The sequence below is a fragment of the Microbacterium sp. NPDC077663 genome (assembly GCF_044542795.1).
Lineage (GTDB): Bacteria > Actinomycetota > Actinomycetes > Actinomycetales > Microbacteriaceae > Microbacterium.
This window is the reverse complement of the sequence record NZ_JBITVE010000005.1, coordinates 20,941-41,500: the sequence shown is the minus strand read 5'-3', so window position 1 is coordinate 41,500 and position 20,560 is coordinate 20,941. Positions and strand designations below refer to the sequence as shown.

Annotated in this window: 24 protein-coding genes and 2 pseudogenes; 17 read left to right on the top strand and 9 right to left on the bottom strand. The window is 65.2% G+C overall.

What is annotated here, in order from left to right:
• Positions 1–4: 4 nt before the first annotated feature.
• A complete protein-coding gene (locus tag ACIGEP_RS16695) occupies positions 5–1,198 on the bottom strand; it encodes an amidohydrolase (RefSeq protein WP_396662773.1) in 1,194 nt (397 codons plus the stop codon).
• A gap of 8 nt (positions 1,199–1,206) precedes the next feature.
• Entirely contained in the window at positions 1,207–3,192 is a 1,986-nt protein-coding gene (locus tag ACIGEP_RS16690; protein WP_396662772.1) for an amidohydrolase family protein, read from the bottom strand.
• Positions 3,193–3,275: 83 nt separating this feature from the next.
• On the opposite strand from ACIGEP_RS16690, the gene ACIGEP_RS16685 reads away from it, so the two are divergent.
• The 5 genes from ACIGEP_RS16685 to ACIGEP_RS16665 all read left to right on the top strand — a co-directional run bounded on the left by ACIGEP_RS16685 (position 3,276) and on the right by ACIGEP_RS16665 (position 10,186).
• Positions 3,276–4,505 carry an amidohydrolase gene (locus tag ACIGEP_RS16685; protein WP_396662771.1) on the top strand — a complete coding sequence of 410 codons (1,230 nt, stop codon included), beginning with the start codon at positions 3,276–3,278 and terminating at the stop codon, positions 4,503–4,505.
• A gap of 294 nt (positions 4,506–4,799) precedes the next feature.
• The gene (locus ACIGEP_RS16680) at positions 4,800–6,410 is read left to right on the top strand and encodes an ABC transporter substrate-binding protein (RefSeq protein ID WP_396662769.1); all 1,611 of its coding nucleotides are present in this window, start codon (positions 4,800–4,802) and stop codon (positions 6,408–6,410) included.
• A gap of 19 nt (positions 6,411–6,429) precedes the next feature.
• Positions 6,430–7,476: an ABC transporter permease gene (locus tag ACIGEP_RS16675; protein ID WP_396662768.1), complete on the top strand. Its 1,047-nt coding sequence runs from the start codon at positions 6,430–6,432 to the stop codon at positions 7,474–7,476.
• Positions 7,477–7,487: 11 nt separating this feature from the next.
• Complete coding sequence (locus ACIGEP_RS16670) at positions 7,488–9,302, top strand: dipeptide/oligopeptide/nickel ABC transporter permease/ATP-binding protein (protein ID WP_396662767.1); 1,815 nt, start codon at positions 7,488–7,490, stop codon at positions 9,300–9,302.
• The gene (locus ACIGEP_RS16665) at positions 9,302–10,186 is read left to right on the top strand and encodes an ABC transporter ATP-binding protein (RefSeq protein WP_396662765.1); all 885 of its coding nucleotides are present in this window, start codon (positions 9,302–9,304) and stop codon (positions 10,184–10,186) included. Before ACIGEP_RS16670 ends, ACIGEP_RS16665 begins: the two co-directional genes overlap by 1 nt.
• Positions 10,187–10,203: 17 nt before the next feature.
• Here ACIGEP_RS16665 and ACIGEP_RS16660 read toward each other — a convergent pair whose 3' ends face one another.
• On the bottom strand, positions 10,204–10,500 hold the full coding sequence (locus ACIGEP_RS16660; RefSeq protein ID WP_396662803.1) for a hypothetical protein: 297 nt from the start codon (positions 10,498–10,500) through the stop codon (positions 10,204–10,206).
• Positions 10,501–10,513: 13 nt separating this feature from the next.
• Here ACIGEP_RS16660 and ACIGEP_RS16655 point away from each other — a divergent pair.
• The 4 genes and pseudogenes from ACIGEP_RS16655 to ACIGEP_RS16640 all read left to right on the top strand — a co-directional run.
• A pseudogene (locus tag ACIGEP_RS16655) lies at positions 10,514–10,696 on the top strand (hypothetical protein); the annotation flags it as partial.
• A gap of 35 nt (positions 10,697–10,731) precedes the next feature.
• Positions 10,732–11,058, top strand: a complete 327-nt coding sequence (locus tag ACIGEP_RS16650; protein WP_396662802.1) for a hypothetical protein — start codon at positions 10,732–10,734, stop codon at positions 11,056–11,058.
• 10 nt (positions 11,059–11,068) lie between these two features.
• Positions 11,069–11,278: a hypothetical protein gene (locus ACIGEP_RS16645; RefSeq protein WP_396662764.1), complete on the top strand. Its 210-nt coding sequence runs from the start codon at positions 11,069–11,071 to the stop codon at positions 11,276–11,278.
• A gap of 179 nt (positions 11,279–11,457) precedes the next feature.
• Complete coding sequence (locus ACIGEP_RS16640) at positions 11,458–11,721, top strand: hypothetical protein (RefSeq protein WP_396662763.1); 264 nt, start codon at positions 11,458–11,460, stop codon at positions 11,719–11,721.
• Between the two features lie 367 nt (positions 11,722–12,088).
• Here ACIGEP_RS16640 and ACIGEP_RS16635 read toward each other — a convergent pair whose 3' ends face one another.
• The gene (locus tag ACIGEP_RS16635) at positions 12,089–12,757 is read right to left on the bottom strand and encodes an NYN domain-containing protein (RefSeq protein ID WP_396662762.1); all 669 of its coding nucleotides are present in this window, start codon (positions 12,755–12,757) and stop codon (positions 12,089–12,091) included.
• A gap of 29 nt (positions 12,758–12,786) precedes the next feature.
• Positions 12,787–13,080: a hypothetical protein gene (locus ACIGEP_RS16630; protein WP_396662761.1), complete on the bottom strand. Its 294-nt coding sequence runs from the start codon at positions 13,078–13,080 to the stop codon at positions 12,787–12,789.
• 869 nt (positions 13,081–13,949) lie between these two features.
• Between ACIGEP_RS16630 and ACIGEP_RS16625 the strand changes: the two genes are divergently transcribed.
• The 3 genes from ACIGEP_RS16625 to ACIGEP_RS16615 all read left to right on the top strand — a co-directional run bounded on the left by ACIGEP_RS16625 (position 13,950) and on the right by ACIGEP_RS16615 (position 15,472).
• Positions 13,950–14,201 (top strand): ribbon-helix-helix protein, CopG family, encoded by a 252-nt coding sequence (locus ACIGEP_RS16625; RefSeq protein ID WP_396662760.1) that lies wholly within the window; start codon positions 13,950–13,952, stop codon positions 14,199–14,201.
• Positions 14,202–14,588: 387 nt separating this feature from the next.
• Positions 14,589–14,720 carry a hypothetical protein gene (locus ACIGEP_RS16620; RefSeq protein ID WP_396662759.1) on the top strand — a complete coding sequence of 44 codons (132 nt, stop codon included), beginning with the start codon at positions 14,589–14,591 and terminating at the stop codon, positions 14,718–14,720.
• Between the two features lie 110 nt (positions 14,721–14,830).
• On the top strand, positions 14,831–15,472 hold the full coding sequence (locus tag ACIGEP_RS16615) for a hypothetical protein (RefSeq protein ID WP_396662758.1): 642 nt from the start codon (positions 14,831–14,833) through the stop codon (positions 15,470–15,472).
• Positions 15,473–15,590: 118 nt separating this feature from the next.
• On the opposite strand, the gene ACIGEP_RS16610 is transcribed toward ACIGEP_RS16615, so the two are convergent.
• Genes ACIGEP_RS16610 through ACIGEP_RS16600 form a run of 3 tightly spaced genes read right to left on the bottom strand, consistent with a single transcriptional unit; the run spans position 15,591 to position 18,470 of the window.
• Entirely contained in the window at positions 15,591–16,421 is an 831-nt protein-coding gene (locus tag ACIGEP_RS16610) for a hypothetical protein (RefSeq protein WP_396662757.1), read from the bottom strand.
• Complete coding sequence (locus ACIGEP_RS16605; RefSeq protein WP_396662756.1) at positions 16,411–18,036, bottom strand: relaxase/mobilization nuclease domain-containing protein; 1,626 nt, start codon at positions 18,034–18,036, stop codon at positions 16,411–16,413. Before ACIGEP_RS16605 ends, ACIGEP_RS16610 begins: the two co-directional genes overlap by 11 nt.
• Before the next feature lie 38 nt (positions 18,037–18,074).
• Entirely contained in the window at positions 18,075–18,470 is a 396-nt protein-coding gene (locus ACIGEP_RS16600) for a MobC family plasmid mobilization relaxosome protein (protein ID WP_396662755.1), read from the bottom strand.
• Between the two features lie 224 nt (positions 18,471–18,694).
• Between ACIGEP_RS16600 and ACIGEP_RS16595 the strand changes: the two genes are divergently transcribed.
• The 5 genes and pseudogenes from ACIGEP_RS16595 to ACIGEP_RS16575 all read left to right on the top strand — a co-directional run.
• The gene (locus ACIGEP_RS16595; protein WP_396662754.1) at positions 18,695–19,000 is read left to right on the top strand and encodes a hypothetical protein; all 306 of its coding nucleotides are present in this window, start codon (positions 18,695–18,697) and stop codon (positions 18,998–19,000) included.
• Positions 19,001–19,251: 251 nt separating this feature from the next.
• The gene (nrdH, locus tag ACIGEP_RS16590; RefSeq protein WP_396662753.1) at positions 19,252–19,500 is read left to right on the top strand and encodes a glutaredoxin-like protein NrdH; all 249 of its coding nucleotides are present in this window, start codon (positions 19,252–19,254) and stop codon (positions 19,498–19,500) included.
• Positions 19,497–19,694 carry a hypothetical protein gene (locus ACIGEP_RS16585; RefSeq protein ID WP_396662752.1) on the top strand — a complete coding sequence of 66 codons (198 nt, stop codon included), beginning with the start codon at positions 19,497–19,499 and terminating at the stop codon, positions 19,692–19,694. Before nrdH ends, ACIGEP_RS16585 begins: the two co-directional genes overlap by 4 nt.
• A gap of 47 nt (positions 19,695–19,741) precedes the next feature.
• Positions 19,742–19,969: a hypothetical protein gene (locus ACIGEP_RS16580; RefSeq protein ID WP_396662751.1), complete on the top strand. Its 228-nt coding sequence runs from the start codon at positions 19,742–19,744 to the stop codon at positions 19,967–19,969.
• A gap of 24 nt (positions 19,970–19,993) precedes the next feature.
• Positions 19,994–20,185, top strand: a pseudogene (locus ACIGEP_RS16575) (transposase); the annotation flags it as partial.
• 73 nt (positions 20,186–20,258) lie between these two features.
• Here the strand turns inward: ACIGEP_RS16575 and ACIGEP_RS16570 are convergent.
• Positions 20,259–20,528 carry a hypothetical protein gene (locus tag ACIGEP_RS16570; RefSeq protein ID WP_396662750.1) on the bottom strand — a complete coding sequence of 90 codons (270 nt, stop codon included), beginning with the start codon at positions 20,526–20,528 and terminating at the stop codon, positions 20,259–20,261.
• Positions 20,529–20,560: the final 32 nt, after the last annotated feature.

Here is a 20,560-nt window from a genome sequence, read left to right as displayed (position 1 = left end):
CTTTTCATCTCGAGACGAATCCTGCGCGGGTGTCCGGGGCGGACATTGCCCGAGCGACCGTACCCGCGAGCGCTGAGGCGGCGATGAGTACCGCGTCGTCCGCGGCCGCGGTGATGGCGGCGGCGCGGAACTCCTCCGTGTGAATCGACGCTGACACGCCACGCAGCCCGACAAACGGGTGCATCGCGCGCACCCGCTGCGAAACATTGCCCATGTCTGTCGATCCCGGCCGTCGCGGATCAGTCAGAGGGTGCAGCGGTCGTCCGAGGGCACCCATCTCCTCGTTCCACAGGACGCTGAGCACATCGTCCTGGAGCAACGGCTCGTAGCGCGGTTGAACGTCCTCGGCACGCCATTGGCAGCCCATCGCGAGCGCGCCGGCTTCACAGCACGCCAGTACCCGCTGACGGGCACTTTCCAGCACTTCCAGGTTGTACGCGCGCACCTCGATATCAAGCACGGCATGCGCGGGGATGAGATTAGTGGCAGTGCCGCCGTCCTGGACGATCGCGGCGACGCGCACTTCGTCGGGGAACTGCTGTCGCGCCAGACCGATCGCGACTTGCGCGAGCGTGGCCGCGCTTGCGGCGTTGTGCCCGGTGTGGGGTGCGACGGCTGCGTGCGCTGCCCGCCCCTCGAACGTGACCCGGAGGTTGTCGACGCCCAGCGTGGTCGAACCCGTGAAGTCGTAGTCCGGCTCCGACCCCGCGTGAGCCATCACCGCGAGAACGGAATCGTCGAACGCGCCAGCGTCGACCAGCAGCGACTTTCCACCGCCGCCTTCCTCGGCAGGAGTGCCGAGCAACTGGACCCGTATACCGAGGCTGTCAGCGACCCGGCTCAGCGCCAGTGCGGCGCCTACGGCGGAGGCAGCGTTGATGTTGTGCCCGCACGCGTGGCCGATCTCTGGCAGCGCGTCGTACTCCGCGCATACCGTGACAGTGGGTCCAGCGCCTATCGTCGCTTCCACGCACGTGGGCAGGCCGTACGCACCAACTCGTACCTCGAAACCTGCAGATTCCAGAGTCGCTGCGACCAGGCGTGCAGCCTCGTGCTCCTCGAACTTCAGTTCCGGCCGCGCGTGGATGGCGTGGCTGAGCGCGAGGAGCTCGGCGGCATGCTCGGATATCGCAGCGGCGATGACCGAGCGGTAGACCGCTTCCTGTCCACGGGCGTCCGACTTGGGCGTTTCGGTCATGGCAGCCGTCAACGAACCGGTGCCGGCCGGGTAACCTGCACAGGCGTCACCCAGGGCCGGACGCCGATCTGCTCCCAGATCTTGTCGGGGAAGTAGACGGTGCCGTTGTTCGACACCGCCCGGACTTTGCGAATGTCGCGCATGTTCGCGGTCGGGTCGCCGTCGACGAGGAAAAAGTCGGCGTCCTTGCCACGTTCGATGGACCCGGTGCGCTGGTCGTTGTGCAGCTTGGTCGCCGCGTCCAGCGTCGCGATCCGCAGCACCTCCGGTGCCGGGATCCCTGCCTCAACGTAGAGTTCCAGTTCTCGGTGGATCGAGAAGCTGGTGCCGTTGTCCGTCCCGGGCCACACCGGAAGGCCGGCCCGGTAGATCTCGCCGACCAGCTCCACAAGCTTCGGGAACGCCTGCTCGAACGCGACGAGATCTTCGTCGGTGGCAGGCAGCATGGTCAGTCGGCGCTTGCGCTGGAATCCGATGGGCATGTGCTCGATGTGGGGGGCGTCGGCCGAGGGGAGCCCGACCCGTGCACGGCTGAGCAGAAGTTCCTCCATAGGCAGCAGCGTGGTGTCCAGGCCGATGCCGCGTTCCTTCATGAACGCGATGAATTCTTGTACCTCAGGGGCCTTCACGTCGAAGTCCTTCGCGCGGCCGAGACCAGTCAGCCGTAGCAGGGTGCGGGTGTCCTCACCCGGCTCGAGGAGCCACGTGAGGATGAGCTGGTTGACGTGGGTGATCTCGTGGTAGCCGGCCTCGATCATCTCCCGGGCGTTGGTGAACGCCGGGATGTGGCCTTGTGTGTCCAGTCCCAGTCGTCGAGCCTCGGCGGCAATCGGGGCGACCCATTCAGGGTTCATCGAATTGTAGATCTTGACGCGACTGTAGCCGTGGCGGGCGTACCAGCGTGCGGCGCGGAGGCCCTCCTCGAGTGTGCCGACGACGAAGCCGACGTTCGCCGAGTATGGGCTGGTGCCCTCGATGAACCCGGAGTAGTCGACTTTCGTCGGCCCGGGAAGCTCCCCCGACTGCCAGCGCGCCATGTTGGCCATGAGTGCGGCATGGTCGTTGCCGAGATCACGCACGCTGGTGACGCCGACGGCGGTGTACAGCAGGGCGGGCCACACCGTCACATGTGCATGCATGTCATGCAGGCCCGGAACGAGGGTGCCCCCCTCGCCGTCGATCTCTACGGTGTCGTCATCGTCCGGATACGTCTGCGACGCCGGCTCGATGGACACGATCCGCATGCCGAACACCGTGACGTTGGCCGGTTCGCCGCGGGTGAGCGAGGCCGGGTCGAAAACGCGTACGTTCATGAACCGGATAGGGTCGGTGGTGTCCAGCCGCGCGTTGCGCCCGATCTCACCGGCGACCTGAGCACGCAGGTCGGATCCGAGGAGGGATATCTCCAGGCTCGCTGCGCGGAAGTCGTCGCCGATGAAGGCCTCGTGGAGGAAGTCGATGACGACGTCCCAGTAGGCGATGAGCTTGTAGTCCTCGTCGAGGATGACGACTTCGGGGAGGAGGCCGAGACCGAGCACGACGTAGGCGGTGAGCGGAACCTCGGGTCGAACGGACAGCGTGACATCGCGTATCTTGCGCACCTCGACGGTACCGGCGGGCAGCACGTCAATCGATCCGCCGTTGCGGAGGGCGAGCGCGGCGTAGAGCGCGACGGATGCGGGGCTGAGCTCGCTAGCGATGTAGAGGCGGGGCTGCGGGTTCTCGACTGATCCCTCGTCCGCGGGCGAACTCCAGGTCGCCCGTTCGGGGGTCCACCGGAACGACTCGACGATGCGTCCGCCGGTCAGGCTGGTGCCGTCCAGGTCCCGTTGGGTGGGAAAGCCATCCGCGTCGACCACCATGCGGTCGTGGTGCTTGGCGCCGCGGCCGTTGTTGTCGCCGTACAGGTCGACGTCGATGACATCTGCACTGGTCTCTACGTTGAGGTAGCCAGACGGCTCCCCAGATGCCATGCCTGCGTACTTGTCGATCATGCGGGGCTCCGTTCGCGTCAGGAGGGTGTGCTAATCATAATATTCAAATAGTTCGATTAGGGATACGGCGTTAGGCTGAAGTCATGTCAACGACCGACTTAGGCGAGCTGTATCGCGACCTGCACCGGCATCCTGAGCTCTCGCTGCAGGAGTTCCGCACGGCGGCGGTGGTCGCGGATCGCCTTCGGGCCACGTTGGCTCGGGTGCATGTCGGCGTGGGGGGAACCGGTGTGGTCGCGGTCTTCGAGAACGGCCCTGGTCCGGTGGTGTGGTTGCGCGCGGACATGGATGGGCTCCCCGTCCGAGAGCAGACGGGCCTCGACTACGCCAGCACCCGCGTGGCCACGGACGCGGACGGTGCAGAGGTGCCCGTCATGCACGCTTGCGGGCACGACATCCACACGACCTGCCTGATCGGAGCCGTGGAGCGACTGGCGGAGCGGCACGCCGACTGGGGCGGAACTCTGGTCGCGATCTTCCAGCCGGCCGAGGAGTATGGCGCCGGTGCTCAGGCGATGCTCGATGACGACGCCCTCGCTCGTATGCCGCACCCGGATGTCGTGCTCGGTCAGCATCTGGTACCCCTTCCGGCTGGCACGGTCAGCGTGCGCTCAGGCGTGGCGATGTCCGAGGCTGATGCGGCCACCATCACCATGCACGGCGTCGGTGGGCACGGCTCGATGCCCGCGGCCACGGTGGACCCCGTCTTCATGGCCGCGACGACCGTCGTCCGCCTTCACGGGATCGTGTCGCGTGAAGTCGATCCACGCGACCGCGTCGTGGTGACGGTGGGGAAACTGTCCGCAGGCACACGGAACAACATCATCCCCGACGACGCGACCATTGGACTGACCGTCCGCACCGAATCCCCCGACGTGCGCGAACGCGTGCGCGGCGCCGTGGAGCGAATCGTGCATGCCGAGGCCGAAGCGTCCGGCGCACCACGTCCCCCGGAAATCGCGTGGACAGTGAACTTCCCGCTCACCGAGAACGATGCCGCAGCAGCCGCGCGGGTGCGAGCGGCGTTCAGCGCCCGGCTCGGTGCCGAGCAAGTGCTCGATGCGGGGCCGCTCAACGGCAGCGAAGACGTCTCTCGGTTTTCCCGCGCGGCGGGCTCACCGCTCGTCTACTGGTTCCTCGGCGGCTTCGACCCAGCACTGTTCGGCGACGCACCGCAACTGACCCGCACACCGCAGGGAGTGCCCACCAATCACTCCCCGCTATTCGCGCCCATTCCGGAGCCGACCATCGAGACCGGCGTGACCGCGCTGGTTTGCGCGGCCGAGGCATGGCTCGGCCGCCGAAGCGGCTGAGAGACGGTTTCCGTTCTGTCACGGATTGTTTCGAACGAGTAAACCTCTCACCGATTCACTGCCCACCCCGTTTCCGGATGTCTAATATTACATCAAACGATTGTAATGAGTATTATGGATTTGCTCCATTGCTCATGAGGCAGACAGCGTCCCGGCGCTTCTGGATCCCGACTCCACAAGAATCGGTCCTCAATCGTTCTGACGGCCCTGGGCCACAACACAACACAAGAGGAGCCCAGCCGGCGCACGCAGACGTGCGCAGCCTGGCGTTCCGTTCATCCGAAAGGTACGAACATGCACCGACGGTCGAGGACTGTCGTCATCGGCATTGCGGCGCTCAGCACCGTTCTGCTGGTCGCAGGCTGTAGCGGACAACCGGCGGACGGTGAGCCCACCGGCGACACCGACTATGTCTCTGGGGGCACTGCGATCATCGCGATCAACGCCGACCCTGGCTCCATCAACCCGCTTGCCGCCAATGCCACCACTGCGAGCTACACGGTGTGGGGTCTCGCGTATGACACGCTAACCATCGCGTCGACGGCGAGCAGCGAGCCGCTGCCGAACCTGGCCGAGAGCTGGGACGTCACCGCCGACACCGCGACCTTCAAGATTCGCGATGGCATCGTGTGTTCCGACGACTCCGACGTCACACCGTCAGTGATTGCCAAGAGCTTCGACTGGGTATTGAACCCCGACAACGCCTCGCCTTGGTTCGGCGCGTTCGTACCGCCGGGCTCGACCGTAACCGCCGATGATGAAGCGGGCACATTGACCATTCAGTCACCGACGCCCTCGAGCTTCCTCCTCAAGAACCTCAGCGGCATGCCCATCGTGTGCGGCGCAGGAGCGGACGACCTTTCGCTCACCGACGATGCCACATTCGGCTCCGGCATGTTCGAGCTCTCGCAGGCCACCCCCGGGCAGTCGTATAAGTTCGACCTCCGCCCCGAGTACGCGTGGGGACCAGGCGACATCACCGCGAAGGACCCGGGCGTTCCCGAGGCGGTCGAGCTCAGTGTGGTGCCCAACGAGTCCACCGCGGCGAACCTGCTGCTTGCCGGCGACGTCACCATCGCCTCCATCGGCGGCTCCGACCGAGACCGCCTCGACTCGCAGTCGTACTTTTCGGTGGAGTACCCCAACGACCCCGGGCTCGTGTTCTTCAACCAGGTGGAAGGCCGCGCCACCGCCGACCTCGCTGTTCGGAAAGCCCTCAGCCAGGCGCTCAATCTGGACGACCTTGGTAACATCGCCACGGGTGGTCGGGGTGAGCCCCTTCAGACCATCGTCACGGGCATCCCGCAGACCTGCTCGCCTGAAACGCCAATCAGCGACTTCGCGCCGGAGTTCGATGCGGACGCGGCAGCAGCCGCGCTCGATAAGGCGGGTTGGGTTGAAGGCAGCAACGGTGTGCGAGAGAAGGACGGTGTGCCGCTCGCGCTGAACCTGCTGTTCCCGAGCAACCGTGGTCCCGGAATCCCAGCTGCGATGGAGGCCATCCAGACCGCATGGACTGAGCTCGGCGTCGATGTGACCCTGACCGGCTCGGACGCGTACGCTGGCACGCTTTTCTCGGGTGGTGACTGGGACGCCGTGTGGGGTCCATTTGCCACGGAGGACCCGAGCGTGTGGCGCATCCTGCTCTCGGGCGACGCGCCGCCCGCGGGACGCAACTTCTCGAGCTCGAACAATGTCGAATACACCGAGCTCGTCGCGAAGGCTCAGAGTCTGCCGGGCAGCGAGTCGTGTCAGACGTGGCTTGAGGCCGAGCAGTCGCTTGCCAAGAACGTCGACGTTTTGCCGGTGACGGCGAACACCAAGACGGCATACGGTGACAATGCCGAGTTCGCGCTCCGCAACCCGGGTGCGGTGCTCGGCTCGACCATCCGCCTCACCAAGTAACTCCGAGGACATCCCGCTCATGGTGAACGCAGCACAAGCCGGCGAAGCGGCGACGACGTCCGTCGAGGAACGCCTGGAGGAGGCGGCGAATCCCGTCGCCTCATCCCGGTGGCCCCGCGTCGGAGTCTGGCCGCGTTTCTTCGCGCGACGCCTGACGCGGATGGTTGTGACGTTGTTCATCATCGTCACGACGGCGTTCATCGTGGTGCGCCTCGCACCCGGCGACCCGGTCCTCACCGCGCTGGGACCGAACGCGCCCATAGAGCTGGTCGAACAGCGCCGTGCGGCACTCGGACTCGACCTCCCGCTGTGGCAGCAGTACGTCCAGTATCTCGGCGGCCTCTTGCGGGGAGATCTCGGCGAGTCCATCGTCACCGGCGAGTCGGTCACCCAGATCGTAAGCACGCGGCTGCCTCAGACAGCGATGCTCGCGGTGCTCGCCGTCGCGGTCGTCCTTGTGATCGCTATTCCAGCAGGCATGATCATTGCGATCCTGACTCAGAATGGCCGTCGGCGATCCGTCGAACTGACATTCAACGCCGGCACGGGGCTGATCGCGGCCGTCCCCGAGTACCTGCTCGCAGTCGGGTTGGTGGTCGTTTTTGGGATGCTGTGGCCGGTACTTCCGGTCGCGGGGTCGGGGTCTCCGGCGGCCTTCGTGCTGCCGGTGATCGCCCTCGCGGCGGCATCCGCGGCGACCATTGGGCGTATCGCCCGGGTGGAGGGGCTCAAGGTCCTGCAGCAGGACTACATGCGCACGGCGCGCGCGAAGCGCCTGCCGAGCTTCACGCTCTACGCGCGTCACGCGATCCCCAACATGCTCACCGCGGTTCTGACGCTGGGTGGCAGCGCCCTGGCGGGCCTCGTCGTCGGCAGCGCGCTCGTCGAGCAGGTATTCAATTGGCCCGGGCTGGGTTACTCGCTCATCCAATCGATTTCCGCCCGGGACTACAGCGTGGTCGTCGGGATCGCCCTGGTCTACGCCGCGATCATTGTGATCATCAACTTGGCGGTCGACGTGGTGCTGGCTCTCACAGACCGCCGAACCGCGATTCTCTCGCTGTAGAAAGTTTAGTCATGCGATTTGTGCGCCCCTTCTTCTCTTCGCCCACGCGGGCTGCGGCCACCTTGATGATTCTGGCTCTGATCATCCTCGCGCTCATCGGTCCGCTCGTCTGGGGCGAGGCAGCTGTGACGAGCAACGCCGCCGAGATCAACCAGCCTCCGAGCAGCGAGTACCCGCTCGGCACCGACTCGCTCGGCCGGGATGTGCTCGCTCGAGTGCTGACCGCCACCCAGATCTCGCTGGTCATGGCAATCATCGCCACATTGACTGCCGCGATACTCGGCCTCCTCATCGGCGCCGTGCCGTCGGTGCTTGGACCGAGGACACAGCGAGCGTTCGCCGCTGTTCTGTCCACGTGGATGGCGTTCCCGGTGCTACTGTTGGCTCTTTTCATCACCATCCTGCTCGGCGCGGGCGCGGTGACCGCGGTCATCGCGCTGTCGCTGACGATGGCGCCCGCGTTCGGCCGCCTCATGCAGACACTGGCGGCGGGCATTCAATCCAGCGACTACCTCTCCGCGGCCCGCATACTCGGGATCTCCCGTCGACGGCAGTTTACGCGTTACATCGTGCCGAACATCGCCGAACCCATCATCGTCTACGTCACACTTGCGATTGGCAGCGCACTCTTGGCGCTGTCCGCGCTGAGCTTTCTCGGTCTGGGTGTGCAGCCGCCGAGCTTCGACTGGGGGCGGATGCTCGGTGAGTCGCTGCCCAACATCTACACCGCACCCTGGGCGACGGTGTCGCCCGGTGTGGCAGTCGTGGTCGCCGGGCTGGCGTTCGGACTCGCTGGTGAAGCGATTGCCGGCGCCACCCGTGACCGCACTTCCGGCACGACGTCGGCCCGAGCGCGGCGGCGGCTCTCAACCCCGCCCCGGCCGGAGGTCGAGGAAGCAATCACCGCGCGCGGGGTCGCCGTTGTCTCGCCGGGCCCGGGTGACCCGATTCTGACCATCGAGCGCCTGTCGGTGTCGTTCGCGACCGAAGACGGCTGGCGCACGCCGGTGAAAGATGTCACCTTCACGCTCAGCGAGGGGGAGCTGGTGGGCATCGTCGGCGAGTCAGGGTCGGGCAAGTCGGTGACGGCCATGGCCATCGCCCGGCTGCTGCCCGACACCGCGGTGGTCTCTGCTAGTAGGGCGGACTTCGAGGGCGTTCCCCTCCTCGAATCGCCGGAATCCGAACTGCGCAATGCCCTCAGCACAGACATCGGCATCGTCTTCCAGGACTCGCTCACCGCACTCAACCCAGCGTTGCGGGTCGGGCCTCAACTCGCCGAAGTGCTTGAGGCGGCCGGCGTCGGCCGAGAAGAAGCCAAGCGCCGCGCTGTCGACGCACTCGCTGCGGTCCGCATCAGTGAACCGGCCAGACGGGCGGCCCAGTTCCCTCACCAGTTCTCCGGTGGCATGCGACAGCGCGCCCTCATCGCTATGGCGCAGATCGGTCAACCCCGTCTGGTCATCGCGGATGAACCAACGACGGCTCTGGATGTGACGGTGCAGCGGCACGTGCTGACGCTCCTCCGGCAGTACTGTGCGGAGTCCGGCGCGGCGGCGCTCGTCGTCTCCCATGACATCGCGGTGCTCGGCGAGCTGTGCTCCCGGGTGCTTGTGATGTACGACGGGCGTATCGTCGAGAACATCGCGTCAGCAGACCTGGCCCACCCCGAGCGACTCAAGCACCCGTACTCGCGAGCACTGGTGGCGGCCCTGCCCGACCTGGACTCGGACCGTAGCGTCCCGCTCGCGACGATTCCCGAAGTGCACCCCGAGTGGTGGGCGCAGGCGCACCTCCAAGCCGCGACCGTTGAAGGAGACCGATAATGTCTCGGCTCGAAGTGCAGCACCTCTCTGTCCAGTTCGGAAACGGTGCCTCAGCGGTGCGCGCCTTGGATGATGTGAGCCTGGAGGTGGAGTCCGGCACCGTCGTCGGCGTGGTCGGCGAGTCGGGATCAGGCAAGTCGACTCTCGCCCGTGTCATCGCCGGGATGCAGCCCGTCGACGCCGGTCGGGTCCTTCTGGATGGCCGTGACATCATCGCGCGCAGGGGAATGTCCCCGGGCGAGCGGGCAAAGTTAGTCCAGATGATCTTCCAGGACCCGCACTCTTCGCTGAACCCGAAAATGACCGTGGAGGAGTGCCTGGACGAAGTCCTCGCGGTGCATACCACCAAGACGCGTCGTGAGCGTGCGGCGAGCATCGGCGAACTGCTCAGTCTCGTCCGGCTGAAGCCCGAAGCACGCCGGCAGTATCCGTCCCAGCTGTCGGGCGGAATGCGTCAACGTGTCGCGATTGCTCGCTGTCTCGCGGTGCGGCCGAGTTTCATCATCGCGGACGAGATCACCTCCGCCCTCGACGCGTCAGTACAGGGTGCCGTGATCAACCTGATGCGTGAGTTGCAAGCCGAGCTGAACCTGTCCGTTCTGTTCATCACGCACAACCTCGCGGTGGTCCGCTACGTCGCCGACCGGACAGCGGTAATGAGGTCGGGGCAACTGGTCGAGGTCGGCAACTCTGTAGAGCTCGTCTCCAACCCACAGCACCCGTACACCCAGAACCTCATCTCAGCGATCCCCAATCTGGCCGACGCGGGAACGGACCCGCTGCTGGGCGACATCGCTCCGATTACCACCGGCATCCGGGTGGGCACAAACCAGACGCAGTCGGCGCAACGGCGAGGGCTCTTCCGCATCGGCGCGCGCGGCTGATCCCGGCTCAGCTGGCATCAGGCCGCGCGGTGCCCGCCTACGGCAGCGAGAACCGCGGGGACATGGGCCTGTTCTCTGAGAATCTCCAGAGTGCCCGCGACTCGGTGCTGCAAGTGATCCAGCCGTGCTTCGAACACCCGCGCACCCGCCAACTCCACAGCTGCGAACACCCGCGCGAGTTCTCCCGGCTCGTCAGCGAGGTTGAAGCGCAACTTCTCTAGCCGCGCCACGGAACCCACGCTGGGAAGTAGCCGCTGTCCCTTGGCGCCGCGCGCAAGCGGGCAACCGCTCTTGCTCCGCACGAGCACGAACACGGTCAGCCTGTACGTGTACGACGGGCTCGGGAACCCCACCGCAATCCTCCGCGACTTCGGATCCCCCGGCTACACATACACGTACGACCCGTTCGGCCTCCCCACCCGCACCTACAACAGCGGCGGCACGGGGCAAACCCAGAACCCGTTCCTGTTCAAGGGTGGCATCCAAGACCGCGCCACCGGATGGGTCCACTTCGGCAACCGCTGGTACAACCCCACCCTCGGCCGTTGGACCCAACGAGACACCCTCGACGCCCCCTCGACCCCACCAACGCCAACCGATACGCCTACGCCGGCGGCGATCCCATCAACAACACCAACCTCACTGGTCTCGCGATCGACTGGGAGGAAGTTGGCTACGCGACCGTAGCTAGCGCGGCATCACTGGTCGCCGGGTCGATCCTCGGAATCGCCGCGGCCCCGATTTGCGTCACGATCATCGGCTGCGTGGCTGTTTCGCTACTTTCAGCCGTTGGGGGAGGGGTTATAGGAGAAACCACCGCGCAACTGCTCTACGGCCGCGAGATCAACCCTCACGCGGTGTTCGGTGCTTAAAGTGTCTCCCATGAAGCAGCGCGGCTGGCGTTGGGCGGCGCTCTCAGCGGGTGTTCTTTTGATTATCGCCTCCATACTCGCGGCAGGCGTGAGCATCGCGCCTATAGTGATCTGGGGAGTTCGCATCGCGGGAGTGGCGCTCATTATCGCCTTCTTCTTACCCTTCCCCAATCGTTCGCAGCCGGAGGCAGACGCGTCTCTCAAAGACCGACAGCCGTGAGGTTCCAGCGGTCTGATCAGCGGACCATTTGCGCTCCTGCAGCGGTCACGATGCAGGTCGTGGTGCTGTACAGACCCTTTATCGCTCGTCGTGGTGCTGTACACACCCTTTATCGTCTGTGCTGGAGCTTCGCAGATCGGGACGCTTAGCCATTTGGGAGACCGATGAATAAGGGCCTAGTGATTCAGATCACCGTTCTCATGCCGCTGGTGATCGCGGTGACCATCTTCTCCGCGCTGGAGTGGTGGATCCCTGCTGGAATCGCGATCGTGGGCGCAGTCCTAGCCGTTTTTTGGATACGTCGAGCCGTCGAGAACAGGAAGATCGATGAGATCCTCGCCGCCAACGCGGGGGCGGATGATCCTCAGCCTCACGGCACGGGCGACGAACCGCGCGACAGCAAGCCCGAACCTGACTCCAGAGCGGACCGGGAGGGGTCGTAGCATCCGTCGGGAGTGCGCTAAGAGCCAGCGTCGACACCCTGTCGGCCACGGGCCAACGGCAGCGCGTGGCGGTCGCTCATCACAGGGATTGAGTTTCGGTCAGGATGCCAACGCATGGGCCGTCACCGGTCGCATCTAAGGGCGCAGCCAGGCGGCGCACCGGAGAGCCGATAATCTACGTTATGTCAGAACCGGCGTTCCTGATCCTTGCATGACGCTTTGCTCGGCAGGCGGGAGGCCCCTCTCGAGCCGACTGCATGCCGGAGTAACAAGCGCCGAGTGCCGGTCCAGTGCTACAGTTGCACCACACCCCCGGACGCTTCGGCTACCGGTTAGAAAGCCCCGCCTAGGCGGGGCTTTCGGTTTGTCACCGCCACCGAGCTGGCCGGCGAAGCGTCTGCTGCCCGTTCTGCACTTCGTCGGGCAACTGGCTTGCCATGAGGTCCTCGGCGCTGATGCACGCCACATGCGACGGCTGCGTCTTCTTCAAGTCCTTGCTCTGTCGCAGTGTTGGCATCGGACTGATCCATCCGACGTCAACGCCGACCTCTTCCTGCAGGGTCCGAATCGTCGTGACCTGGTCAGAATCGTTCGTCAACATGCAGTACAAGTCGGCAGCGTTCCGGTGCGCGTCCAATAGCATGCGGACTGCCAGATTGACGTCCGACCCCTTTTCCTCAGTCTTTCGAACCGCCACACGAATCAGCGAACCATCGTCTCCCATCTCGGCGGGATGTTTCGGCATCAGGCGCTTGTCGATGCGGTATGTGCCGTAGTGAGTCGTTACCCTGCCCGTCGTCTCGAGAGCTCGAATGTACGTCTGTTGGCGGATGGGCCCTTGGGGGTCATCCCCCGCTCCCGCGCGAATGAGAGCAGTGAAGTAGTGGACATGGATCACATCGTGCTTGGGCAAGAGCCGATCCATCAGGACAGGCAGATCCAGCCACTTGGACGCCGGATACCGCTCAAGGCATCGTCGGTAGAGATTGAAGCCGTCGACATACACGATGGCCGTGGGACGTCCGGAATCGGGCATGCGTTGCAGTCTAAGAGCCAAGGGCTCGCTCAGCCCTTCTCCCTGCTTCCAAAGAAGAAGCCCACCGTCGCCGCAGCTAGAGCCTGGAGCGGCGCGAGAGCAGCGATCACGGCAACAAAGCGATCTTGATCAATCCACCCGAACACCACGGCGACGACCAAGTATGCGTAGAGGGTGAGGGTGACAGCGACGATCGCACCGGCAAGCACCCTTTGCGTGTCCGCTACATGCAGCCAAAGGGGCACCCGCTTCGCGCGGAAAAACGGCTCCGACTTCGGTTCGGGGTTCTTCGCGGGATCATCCGCTTCTTCGAACTCAGACATCGTTACGTCGGGTCGGCACACGGACTGCCACCACCGGAGGCGGCCAGTTGTCTCCCGAGGGAAGCTCATGCTCCTCGATATCGCTGTGTCGGGTTGCCACGGCCGTCGACACTTGGCGAGCCGCGGTGGACGCTTCACCCACCTCCTCGGCTGCGATGAGGAACTCATCGACTGAGGCGGCGTCCAGGGCACGGAGGATTGGACGGATCACGGCCTGAGGCACTTCAGTCGGGCCATTCAAGCGCCCTCCTCCATCCTCATCAGCTACGACGTATACGTCCAGAAGACCAGACGATGCCGGCGCCTCCTCGCAGTAGAGAAGGTGGACAGTTTCATCACGTGCCGGCTCAGCAATCACTGGTACTGGCGCAGGAGTGGCGACTACTCGGAGCCGCGTGACGTTGTGTCGTGCCATCCAAGCCACAAGGGGCGCGATGAGTTCCCACGGGACGGGCTCATCCTTCGCGTCATCGTTCATATCGGTCCTCAAACATCCAGAAGCTCCTGCCTGGGCGGCTATCGGGTTAGACGGTCTCCCAGGTGTCTCATAAGATACCAGAGGGGTGTGTCGCATGTACATGAGATGTGCACGAGTGTTGCATCGGAATGTTCACATGAGTGGTACGTCGTGATACATTTGCTCACGTGACATCCAATCACCGAGCTGACTAACCCCAGCTCCAGACGCGTACGAGAAACCGGCCGGGCCAGTTCAACCCGCGAGCCAACCTCTCCCACACGGACGATGCCTAAGCGACTGGCATCCCTTCCGTAGCGCCTTCGCTCCCACGAAAGGCGCTCTTCGTGCTACCTGAACGCGCCAACGGTCAGAGAGCGCGATACGCGTAGACAACTAGAAGGAGACTCCCGTGACCGACAACGATGCGACCAGTGCTCGGCGTACAGCTACGCAGGAACTCGTCCGCCTCAGCGTCAACATGAACCCAGAGACTGCTGACGCGCTGAAGGAACTTGCCGCGAGTAGGCACCTCTCCTACACCGAGGCAGTCCGACGAGCGATCGCAATCGCGAAGTACATCGACGACGAGGTCAAAGAGGGCCGCAAGGTGCAGACCGTGGACGAGGACCGAAAGGACATCCGCGAACTCATCCTCATCTGACTTGCTGATACCACAGGGGCGGGGTGCAACCTAGTTGCGCTCCGCCCCTGTGGATAAACCGAGGCAACCGTTGGCCAAATGTGGGCGCCAAACGCCCGTCAGCGCCCCGAGAACCCGTTTGAATGGCCTAACCCCGGTTTGGTATCAAACTATGGGCGAAAAGGCCTTAGGGCGGCATACAGCTGTCCAAGTGTCGGTGGGGGCCGCTAGACTTACGAGCGCAAGACAAAGCCCCGATTCACTACAGAGGCAGGGCCATCTTGCAGCAGATCGGGGCTGAGGTGTCTGGCGAGACTTCTCAACTCTAGGGGCTCGATAGCCCCTGCGCGAGTGACGCGAGTTCCTCGGGTGCATCTGCTTCATACACAGCAGAGAGAGGAGCGCATCATGGCGAAGTCGTCGTCAGGATCGTCCAAGCCCTCGAAGGCCGCGCTGAGCAAGGCTGGTCGGACGCTCGCGTCCGACTCGTCGAGCAAGACGGCCAAGTCGAAGGCCGGCTCGACCCTCGGGAAGGGCTGATCTAAGGCGGGGCACGATCTCAATCGTTCCCCGCCTCTTCCTTCCGGACGCCGGCCACGTTGGGCGCTCCGCACTCTGCCTATCGCCTGCACCAGCGAGAAAGCAGCAACATGGGAATCGACGATCGTCCCCCCTCCATCACCCATCTCCGTGAGTTCACGCGAGCTCGCAGCAAAGGCCGGGTGACACATGTCAGCCGCGACCGGGCTCAGGTGGAGGCGCCTGCTGACAACAAGTTCTTCGCCTTCACCTACGAACGGTTCATCACCGCGGCGATCGAATACATCAACAATGGTTCGCGCGGCGGCGCGCTCCATCGCGCCGTCCTCGAGACGAACGAACGTATGCGTCCGAGCTACGACGCGGCCGCAAAGGGCATCACCCTTCTCCTCTCAAAGGCACCCGTGGCCACCGCCTCTCGTCGCCAGCGTAATGTCGTCGCTCATGACAACGACCTCTACGACCTCGTGAGCTTGAGGCTCCATTTGGATCTCCAGATGCGGGATGGCAACCGCGTTCTGGCCTTGTTGCATTTCTCCGCGCCGCCTCTCAGCGACCCCGAGCTGGCCTTGCTAGAAACTGCCGTCGCTCTGGCCACCCGACAGGTCGATCCCGGCGCAATCCCGGCGATCGCCATGGTCCGGTCGGGCGGTCTGCTCCTCATCGACAACTCGGCGACGACGGCCGACCGAGTTGGGTTCCTTCGCCAGGAGTCGCTGGCCTACCGCAACGAATGGCGCGTAGCCGCATAATCGTGCGCGACGGCTTGGGCGCTCGCACATGTGAGCTTCCAAGCCGTCGCGTCCTGCAGTCCTCGTTCCTCCTCGCACGCGTGCGGCGCGAGCAGACCGGGCAAGTATCAAAGTGATATCACCGAGCCAAGCCGCTACGAGTGCGGTCCTGACTTGATGAGCGGGATGCTCTCGCTCTCGGCGCAGCTACGACAGGTCCAGTGACCGCCTCGCGAGGGCTCTTAGCGTTGCCGGTGTCCGCAAGCACCCGGCCACGGACTTCCTCGGCCGACGCGGTTCCCTCGATCGAGCGCGCGAACTCGGCGCGGCGCTCGGCGCTGTCGTAGGAGCTTGCGGCCTGCGTTCGTTCTGCCGCGGCCTCCCGCACCTGACTAGCCGACTCCGATGCGGCGGTCGGGTCCTCGTTCTCATAGGCGCGTCCGGCGGCGGCGTCCGCGTCGCGGTCACGCGCCGCGGCAGATGAAAGGAGGATCTGACTGGCGGCGAGCTCTTCACCGGACCGACGCTGCTCCTCGCGCGCCTGCGCGCGGTCGGCTTCGGCGCGCCGGAGAGCGTCCGCTACCGCTGCGGGGTCGGCGCCGGCGGCGTCGACGTCGATGCCGTACCGGTCCTGCATTTCCCGGCGAATGGTCTCGTCGGCGCGTGCGGCAACGTCGTCGTGGTCACGCCACGCGACGGCGGCTTCTCGGGCGTCGGCAATATCGCGGACGTCGGCGCGGTCCCACCAGGAGGGCTGGTCGACGACGGCGAGCTGTCCGCGGACGGCTGCGCGTTCGGCGTCGAGCCGGCTTTGCAGCTCCCGTGCTTCTTGGGTGGCTGCGGCTTCCTGCTGACGGTTCCACTCCTCGCGGAGCCGGGCAACCCGCTCCCCGAATTGCGAGGCGACCGTGAGCGCGATCCGCAGGGAGTTGTCGAACGTCTCGCCTACGCCGTCTGTGTCATCGACCATGATCCTGGTCTCCTTCTCTTCCGTTGTGGCCGCCTTGCTGACGCGACGTGTCGGACGTGGTTCGGGACCGGGGGGTCAGTGTGTTCGGCAGCGGTGAACGGGTGCCGGGCGCGGCGAGTCCGCGCTGAGCGCGACGCACCGCTTCTTCCTCTGGGGAGAGCGCCGCCGTGGTCGCGGGCGCTGCGGCTGTGCGTGCGTCGGCGGGCATCCGCTCACCGATCGCTTCGAGAGTGCGTCGCAGCGATTCACTCATCTGCTCTGCGCGGCGGGCATCCCCCGCCGCCTTGTGTGCGTCGATCAGCGCGACCGACAGACGGCCGAGCTGGCGGAACAAGATCGCTTCGGCGGCGGGGCCTTCGCCGCCGACCGCGGCTTGCATCAGCACCATTGCAGCGCCCGACGCTGAGCCCATACGGACGGGCTTCGGCTTGGATAGGTGTGCGCGAATGTGAGCGCTGCGCGACAGCTCTCGGGCAGTCTCAGCGAGAGGCCCCGGCGTTGCCTCAACGCGTTGCGACCACGCGGCGAATGCGCCGGCGGTCTCTCGCGCGACGTGCGCCCACGTGGCTCGGTCCGTCGCCGGTACCTCTCGCAGCTGCGTCCGGAGCTCGCGCAACTCCCGGCCGTACTGTTCCCACAGCTTCGGGTCGGGAGTCTGCTCTTCGCGGCCAGGAGCGACCGGACGGTACTGCCACGGGTTCTTGCTCGTGGCACGCCACTCATCGACCGCACCCTGCGCCGTCTGAGGGCTATCAGGCCAGCCCTCCCGCAGACGCGGAAGGGTGAGGTCGCGGGCAAGTCGCCCTCCACCGAACCAGACCGGCCGCTCGTCTCCGGCGGGTCGCAAAGCGACGGAGTAGCCGGCAACGACGTCGTCGCGGCCGGCTGCGAACCGCGGCCGGATGAGGACACCGGCACGGCGCATCCGACGCACGAACTCGCCTTCGTCGACGGATGCCGTCGCTGCGGCCCTGACGGTCCGCTCGAGCCGGTGCGCATCGACCTCGACCGCACCGGTGCATGCCGCCCGCGCGGTCTCGGCGGGCTTCACGCCACGCTCCCCCATGCCCCGCTCGCGGGAGTCAACGGGCATCAGCCCGTGCTGGGCCTCGAGCGTGCGACACAACTCCTGAGCGCGCTTGTAGTCGTTGTGTGTCGTCGCTTTCGTGCCGTCCTCACGTACCAGTGAGACGGCGATGTGAACGTGGTCGTTGCCGTTCTTGGAGAGGCCATGACGGACCGCAACCCACCGGCACGGAGCCTTGCCTGACGCTTCGGTGAAGCCCATGCGGTCCACGAACTGCTGCGCGATCGTGCCCCACTGCTCGTCGCTGAGCTGACCTTCCTCGGCGCGCAGCGACAGTGAGCAATGCCACACATCTGCGGCCACGCGCTCGCTGTGCAGCTCACCCGTCCCCGGGTCAGCGACGCGCACCTGACGAGTCACCTCAACACCGTAAGCAACGCGCGGTGTGTCGAGAGCGACACCGATCTCGCGCGCCGCAGCGGCGTCGAGAACCGCGTACCCGTGGCGCGCCATGATCGCGTGATCGCCCGCGACAAGGTGCTGCTCCGTGTGCTCGTTGGCGCGCCCCTCCCCCGCAAGGTAGGTCATCAGACCGACGATGCGGGATCCGCGAGTGATGTTCGGAATCATGCGCCCGCGAGCTTCCGGATGGTGTCGTCGATCCGGGCGCTGAGCGCCCGGTACCCCGCCACGACACTCTCTGCTTCGGCAGGGAAAAGGCCCTCGGTGTTGGCGTACCGGGCGAGCTGATTGACGTTGTTCGCGACGGTTCCCATCGTCCGCGACAACGCGAACAACTCCGCGATGAGCTGCTTCTGATCGGTGCTGGTCTGAACGTTCGCGTTCATGCCCGCCTCGACCAGAAACCGCGGCACGGTGACGCCTGCGACAACGGCGCGAGCGCGCAGCTTCGCGTCCTCGTCGGCGTTGGTCTTGACCACGTAGCGACCCGCGTCACGCGGCGTCGCGGAGTTCGCACGACGCTGCCGGCCGAACAGCTTCCGCTCGTTCTGCTCCGGCATGATCACGTCCTCTCGGCCCAGCGCAGCGAACCCGCCAGATAGCGGGGACCATACGACCAGTATGCCGACCGCGCCGCCGGGAGTCCAGAGTTAGGTCACCTAACTCTATAGCTTGCTCTGCCGCAAGCTCCGCACAACGCGGAACGTAGTGCAGCGCCGGTGATCCGGCTAGAGGGCAAACTGACCGTGGATCGACTCTTGATCCGCTCGATAGAGTCGGTCGCATGAGCGACGCGAACGTGAACCCAGATGAAGCCGCACAGCGCGCACGCGAGCTGATCGAAGCAGACGTCAACGCGAAGGTTGACGCCGTGCGCGAGCTGGTCGCTGCGGTGAACGAGGCAGATGCCGCGGAGGCGCGCCTGAACGACGCGACAACCGCCCACGACCGTGCCTGGAAAGCGGCTCTTGCCGCCGGATGGAGCGAGAAGGATCTGCGCGCCACGGGTGCCCGCGGACCCGGTCAGGCATCGCGCAAACCTCGCTCGAAGCGGCGCACAGCCACCGCTGACGTCGGTTCTTCTGAGTAGCAGCCTTCGGCCGCAGTACCTCCAAACGGTCCCCGCCGCGCTCTGCGCGACGGGGACCGTTTGCGTGGGGCAACTTCGTTGCCTTCCGGCCGTTGGATGGTACGCGCCGTCATCGCTCCGGCAAGGGCTTTCGCGGCACACCCTCCCTCGCTGCGCTCAGTCCGGTATTCCACGGACCCTTGCCTGCACTCCCCCACCGCAGTGTTTCGACTTTCGCCGAAAGGCAATGAGGTCTGAAAGGGAGAACTGCAATGAAGAATGAACCACTCACCGTGTACTCGACCGAGGGGTGCGTGCAGTGCACGGCCACGATCCGCGCACTCAAAGCCGCCGGGATCGAGTTCGAAGTCGTCGACCTGACGACCGATCCCGAAGCGCTAACGAGGCTCAAGGCAGCCGGGTTTCTGCAGGCGCCGGTCGTGGAAACGGTCGACCAGTCATGGTCGGGTTTCCGTCCCGACAAGATCGACGACGTCGCCAAGAAGCGGGCAACGCGATGAGCGCGGGAGCGGTCGTCGACGCTCCGCTGCTGCTCACGCCGGCGGAGGCCGCGGAGGCGCTGCGAGTCGACGTGTCCGAACTTCGGACGATGCGAGCAGCTGGCGCGGGACCCGACTTCTATGACGTCGGGCGAGGGCTCATCCGGTACGTGCAAGAGAGCGTCGAAGTCTTCGCTGGGCGGACGGTGAACTAGGACGTGTCTCCCAAAGTCGGCGGCGACTGCACCGCTAACCTCGAGGTATGGGGAAGAAGCTCGGACTCACTGTCAGCGGGATCGTTCTGATCGGAATCTTCCTTGCCTGGATGCTTCTGAAAGGGACCAGCGTGGTTCAAGCCTGGATCGATCCGAACCCCTTGCTTGGCTTCATTGCCTGGGGAGCCGCGTGGCTCTGTGTACTTGGCGGAGCCGCGCTCCTCGCGCGAGTCGTTTTTCGTCAGGACTCAAATCCAGCGGGCGAGCCTGATTAAGGCGCGCCTGCCGAGGGGACGGGCCGATCCGGACGACCTGTCGGATACGACCGTGACGACTATCGAGCCAGAAACGTCGTCGAACGCCGCTTCGCCACACTCAAGCAGTGGCGAGGTCTCGCCACCCGCTACGACAAACTGGCCACTGTCTACCGCGCAGCAGCTGTCGTGAATAGCGTCATCGCCTGGACCGCCCGTTTAGGAGACACGTCCTAGGCCTTCTGGGCGACGTTTGAACGCTCGAACAGGGAGCCCGCTATCCGGGCGAGGTCGTACTTTGCAATGTCCGCTACTGCCCAAGCTCCGCGTCAATGCCGGCGAGCTCGTCCAGAATCCTCCGCCGTTCGCCCGACGTGAGGCGTCGAACCTGCATAGACAGAACGGCTTCAGCCACGACCGGGCTGAAATCGAACACCCTCGCAACAGCCAGCTGAAGTTCAGTCGGATCGTCTGAAGCGACTGAGCAGAGTTCTATGAGCTTCCCCGGGCGGTCGAGCACAGCGATGTAGCCCGCCAAAATCTCGCGCCGTGTGCGCAGGTTCACCCGATCGTCGGTCACGGCAACAACATATCGACGCACCGTGAAGCGCT

Bases quoted from the DNA above. Each gene is read 5' to 3' on its own strand.
- ACIGEP_RS16585 (WP_396662752.1), top strand. From the start codon at position 19,497: ATGAGCGCGGGAGCGGTCGTCGACGCTCCGCTGCTGCTCACGCCGGCG.
- ACIGEP_RS16605 (WP_396662756.1), bottom strand. From the start codon at position 18,036: ATGACCTACCTTGCGGGGGAGGGGCGCGCCAACGAGCACACGGAGCAG.
- ACIGEP_RS16680 (WP_396662769.1), top strand. From the start codon at position 4,800: ATGCACCGACGGTCGAGGACTGTCGTCATCGGCATTGCGGCGCTCAGC.
- ACIGEP_RS16665 (WP_396662765.1), top strand. From the start codon at position 9,302: ATGTCTCGGCTCGAAGTGCAGCACCTCTCTGTCCAGTTCGGAAACGGT.
- ACIGEP_RS16610 (WP_396662757.1), bottom strand. From the start codon at position 16,421: ATGGTCGATGACACAGACGGCGTAGGCGAGACGTTCGACAACTCCCTG.
- ACIGEP_RS16615 (WP_396662758.1), top strand. From the start codon at position 14,831: ATGGGAATCGACGATCGTCCCCCCTCCATCACCCATCTCCGTGAGTTC.
- ACIGEP_RS16695 (WP_396662773.1), bottom strand. From the start codon at position 1,198: ATGACCGAAACGCCCAAGTCGGACGCCCGTGGACAGGAAGCGGTCTAC.
- ACIGEP_RS16600 (WP_396662755.1), bottom strand. From the start codon at position 18,470: ATGCCGGAGCAGAACGAGCGGAAGCTGTTCGGCCGGCAGCGTCGTGCG.
- nrdH (WP_396662753.1), top strand. From the start codon at position 19,252: ATGAAGAATGAACCACTCACCGTGTACTCGACCGAGGGGTGCGTGCAG.
- ACIGEP_RS16635 (WP_396662762.1), bottom strand. From the start codon at position 12,757: ATGCCCGATTCCGGACGTCCCACGGCCATCGTGTATGTCGACGGCTTC.
- ACIGEP_RS16690 (WP_396662772.1), bottom strand. From the start codon at position 3,192: ATGATCGACAAGTACGCAGGCATGGCATCTGGGGAGCCGTCTGGCTAC.
- ACIGEP_RS16630 (WP_396662761.1), bottom strand. From the start codon at position 13,080: ATGTCTGAGTTCGAAGAAGCGGATGATCCCGCGAAGAACCCCGAACCG.
- ACIGEP_RS16620 (WP_396662759.1), top strand. From the start codon at position 14,589: ATGGCGAAGTCGTCGTCAGGATCGTCCAAGCCCTCGAAGGCCGCGCTG.
- ACIGEP_RS16595 (WP_396662754.1), top strand. From the start codon at position 18,695: ATGAGCGACGCGAACGTGAACCCAGATGAAGCCGCACAGCGCGCACGC.
- ACIGEP_RS16645 (WP_396662764.1), top strand. From the start codon at position 11,069: ATGAAGCAGCGCGGCTGGCGTTGGGCGGCGCTCTCAGCGGGTGTTCTT.
- ACIGEP_RS16670 (WP_396662767.1), top strand. From the start codon at position 7,488: ATGCGATTTGTGCGCCCCTTCTTCTCTTCGCCCACGCGGGCTGCGGCC.
- ACIGEP_RS16685 (WP_396662771.1), top strand. From the start codon at position 3,276: ATGTCAACGACCGACTTAGGCGAGCTGTATCGCGACCTGCACCGGCAT.
- ACIGEP_RS16580 (WP_396662751.1), top strand. From the start codon at position 19,742: ATGGGGAAGAAGCTCGGACTCACTGTCAGCGGGATCGTTCTGATCGGA.
- ACIGEP_RS16675 (WP_396662768.1), top strand. From the start codon at position 6,430: ATGGTGAACGCAGCACAAGCCGGCGAAGCGGCGACGACGTCCGTCGAG.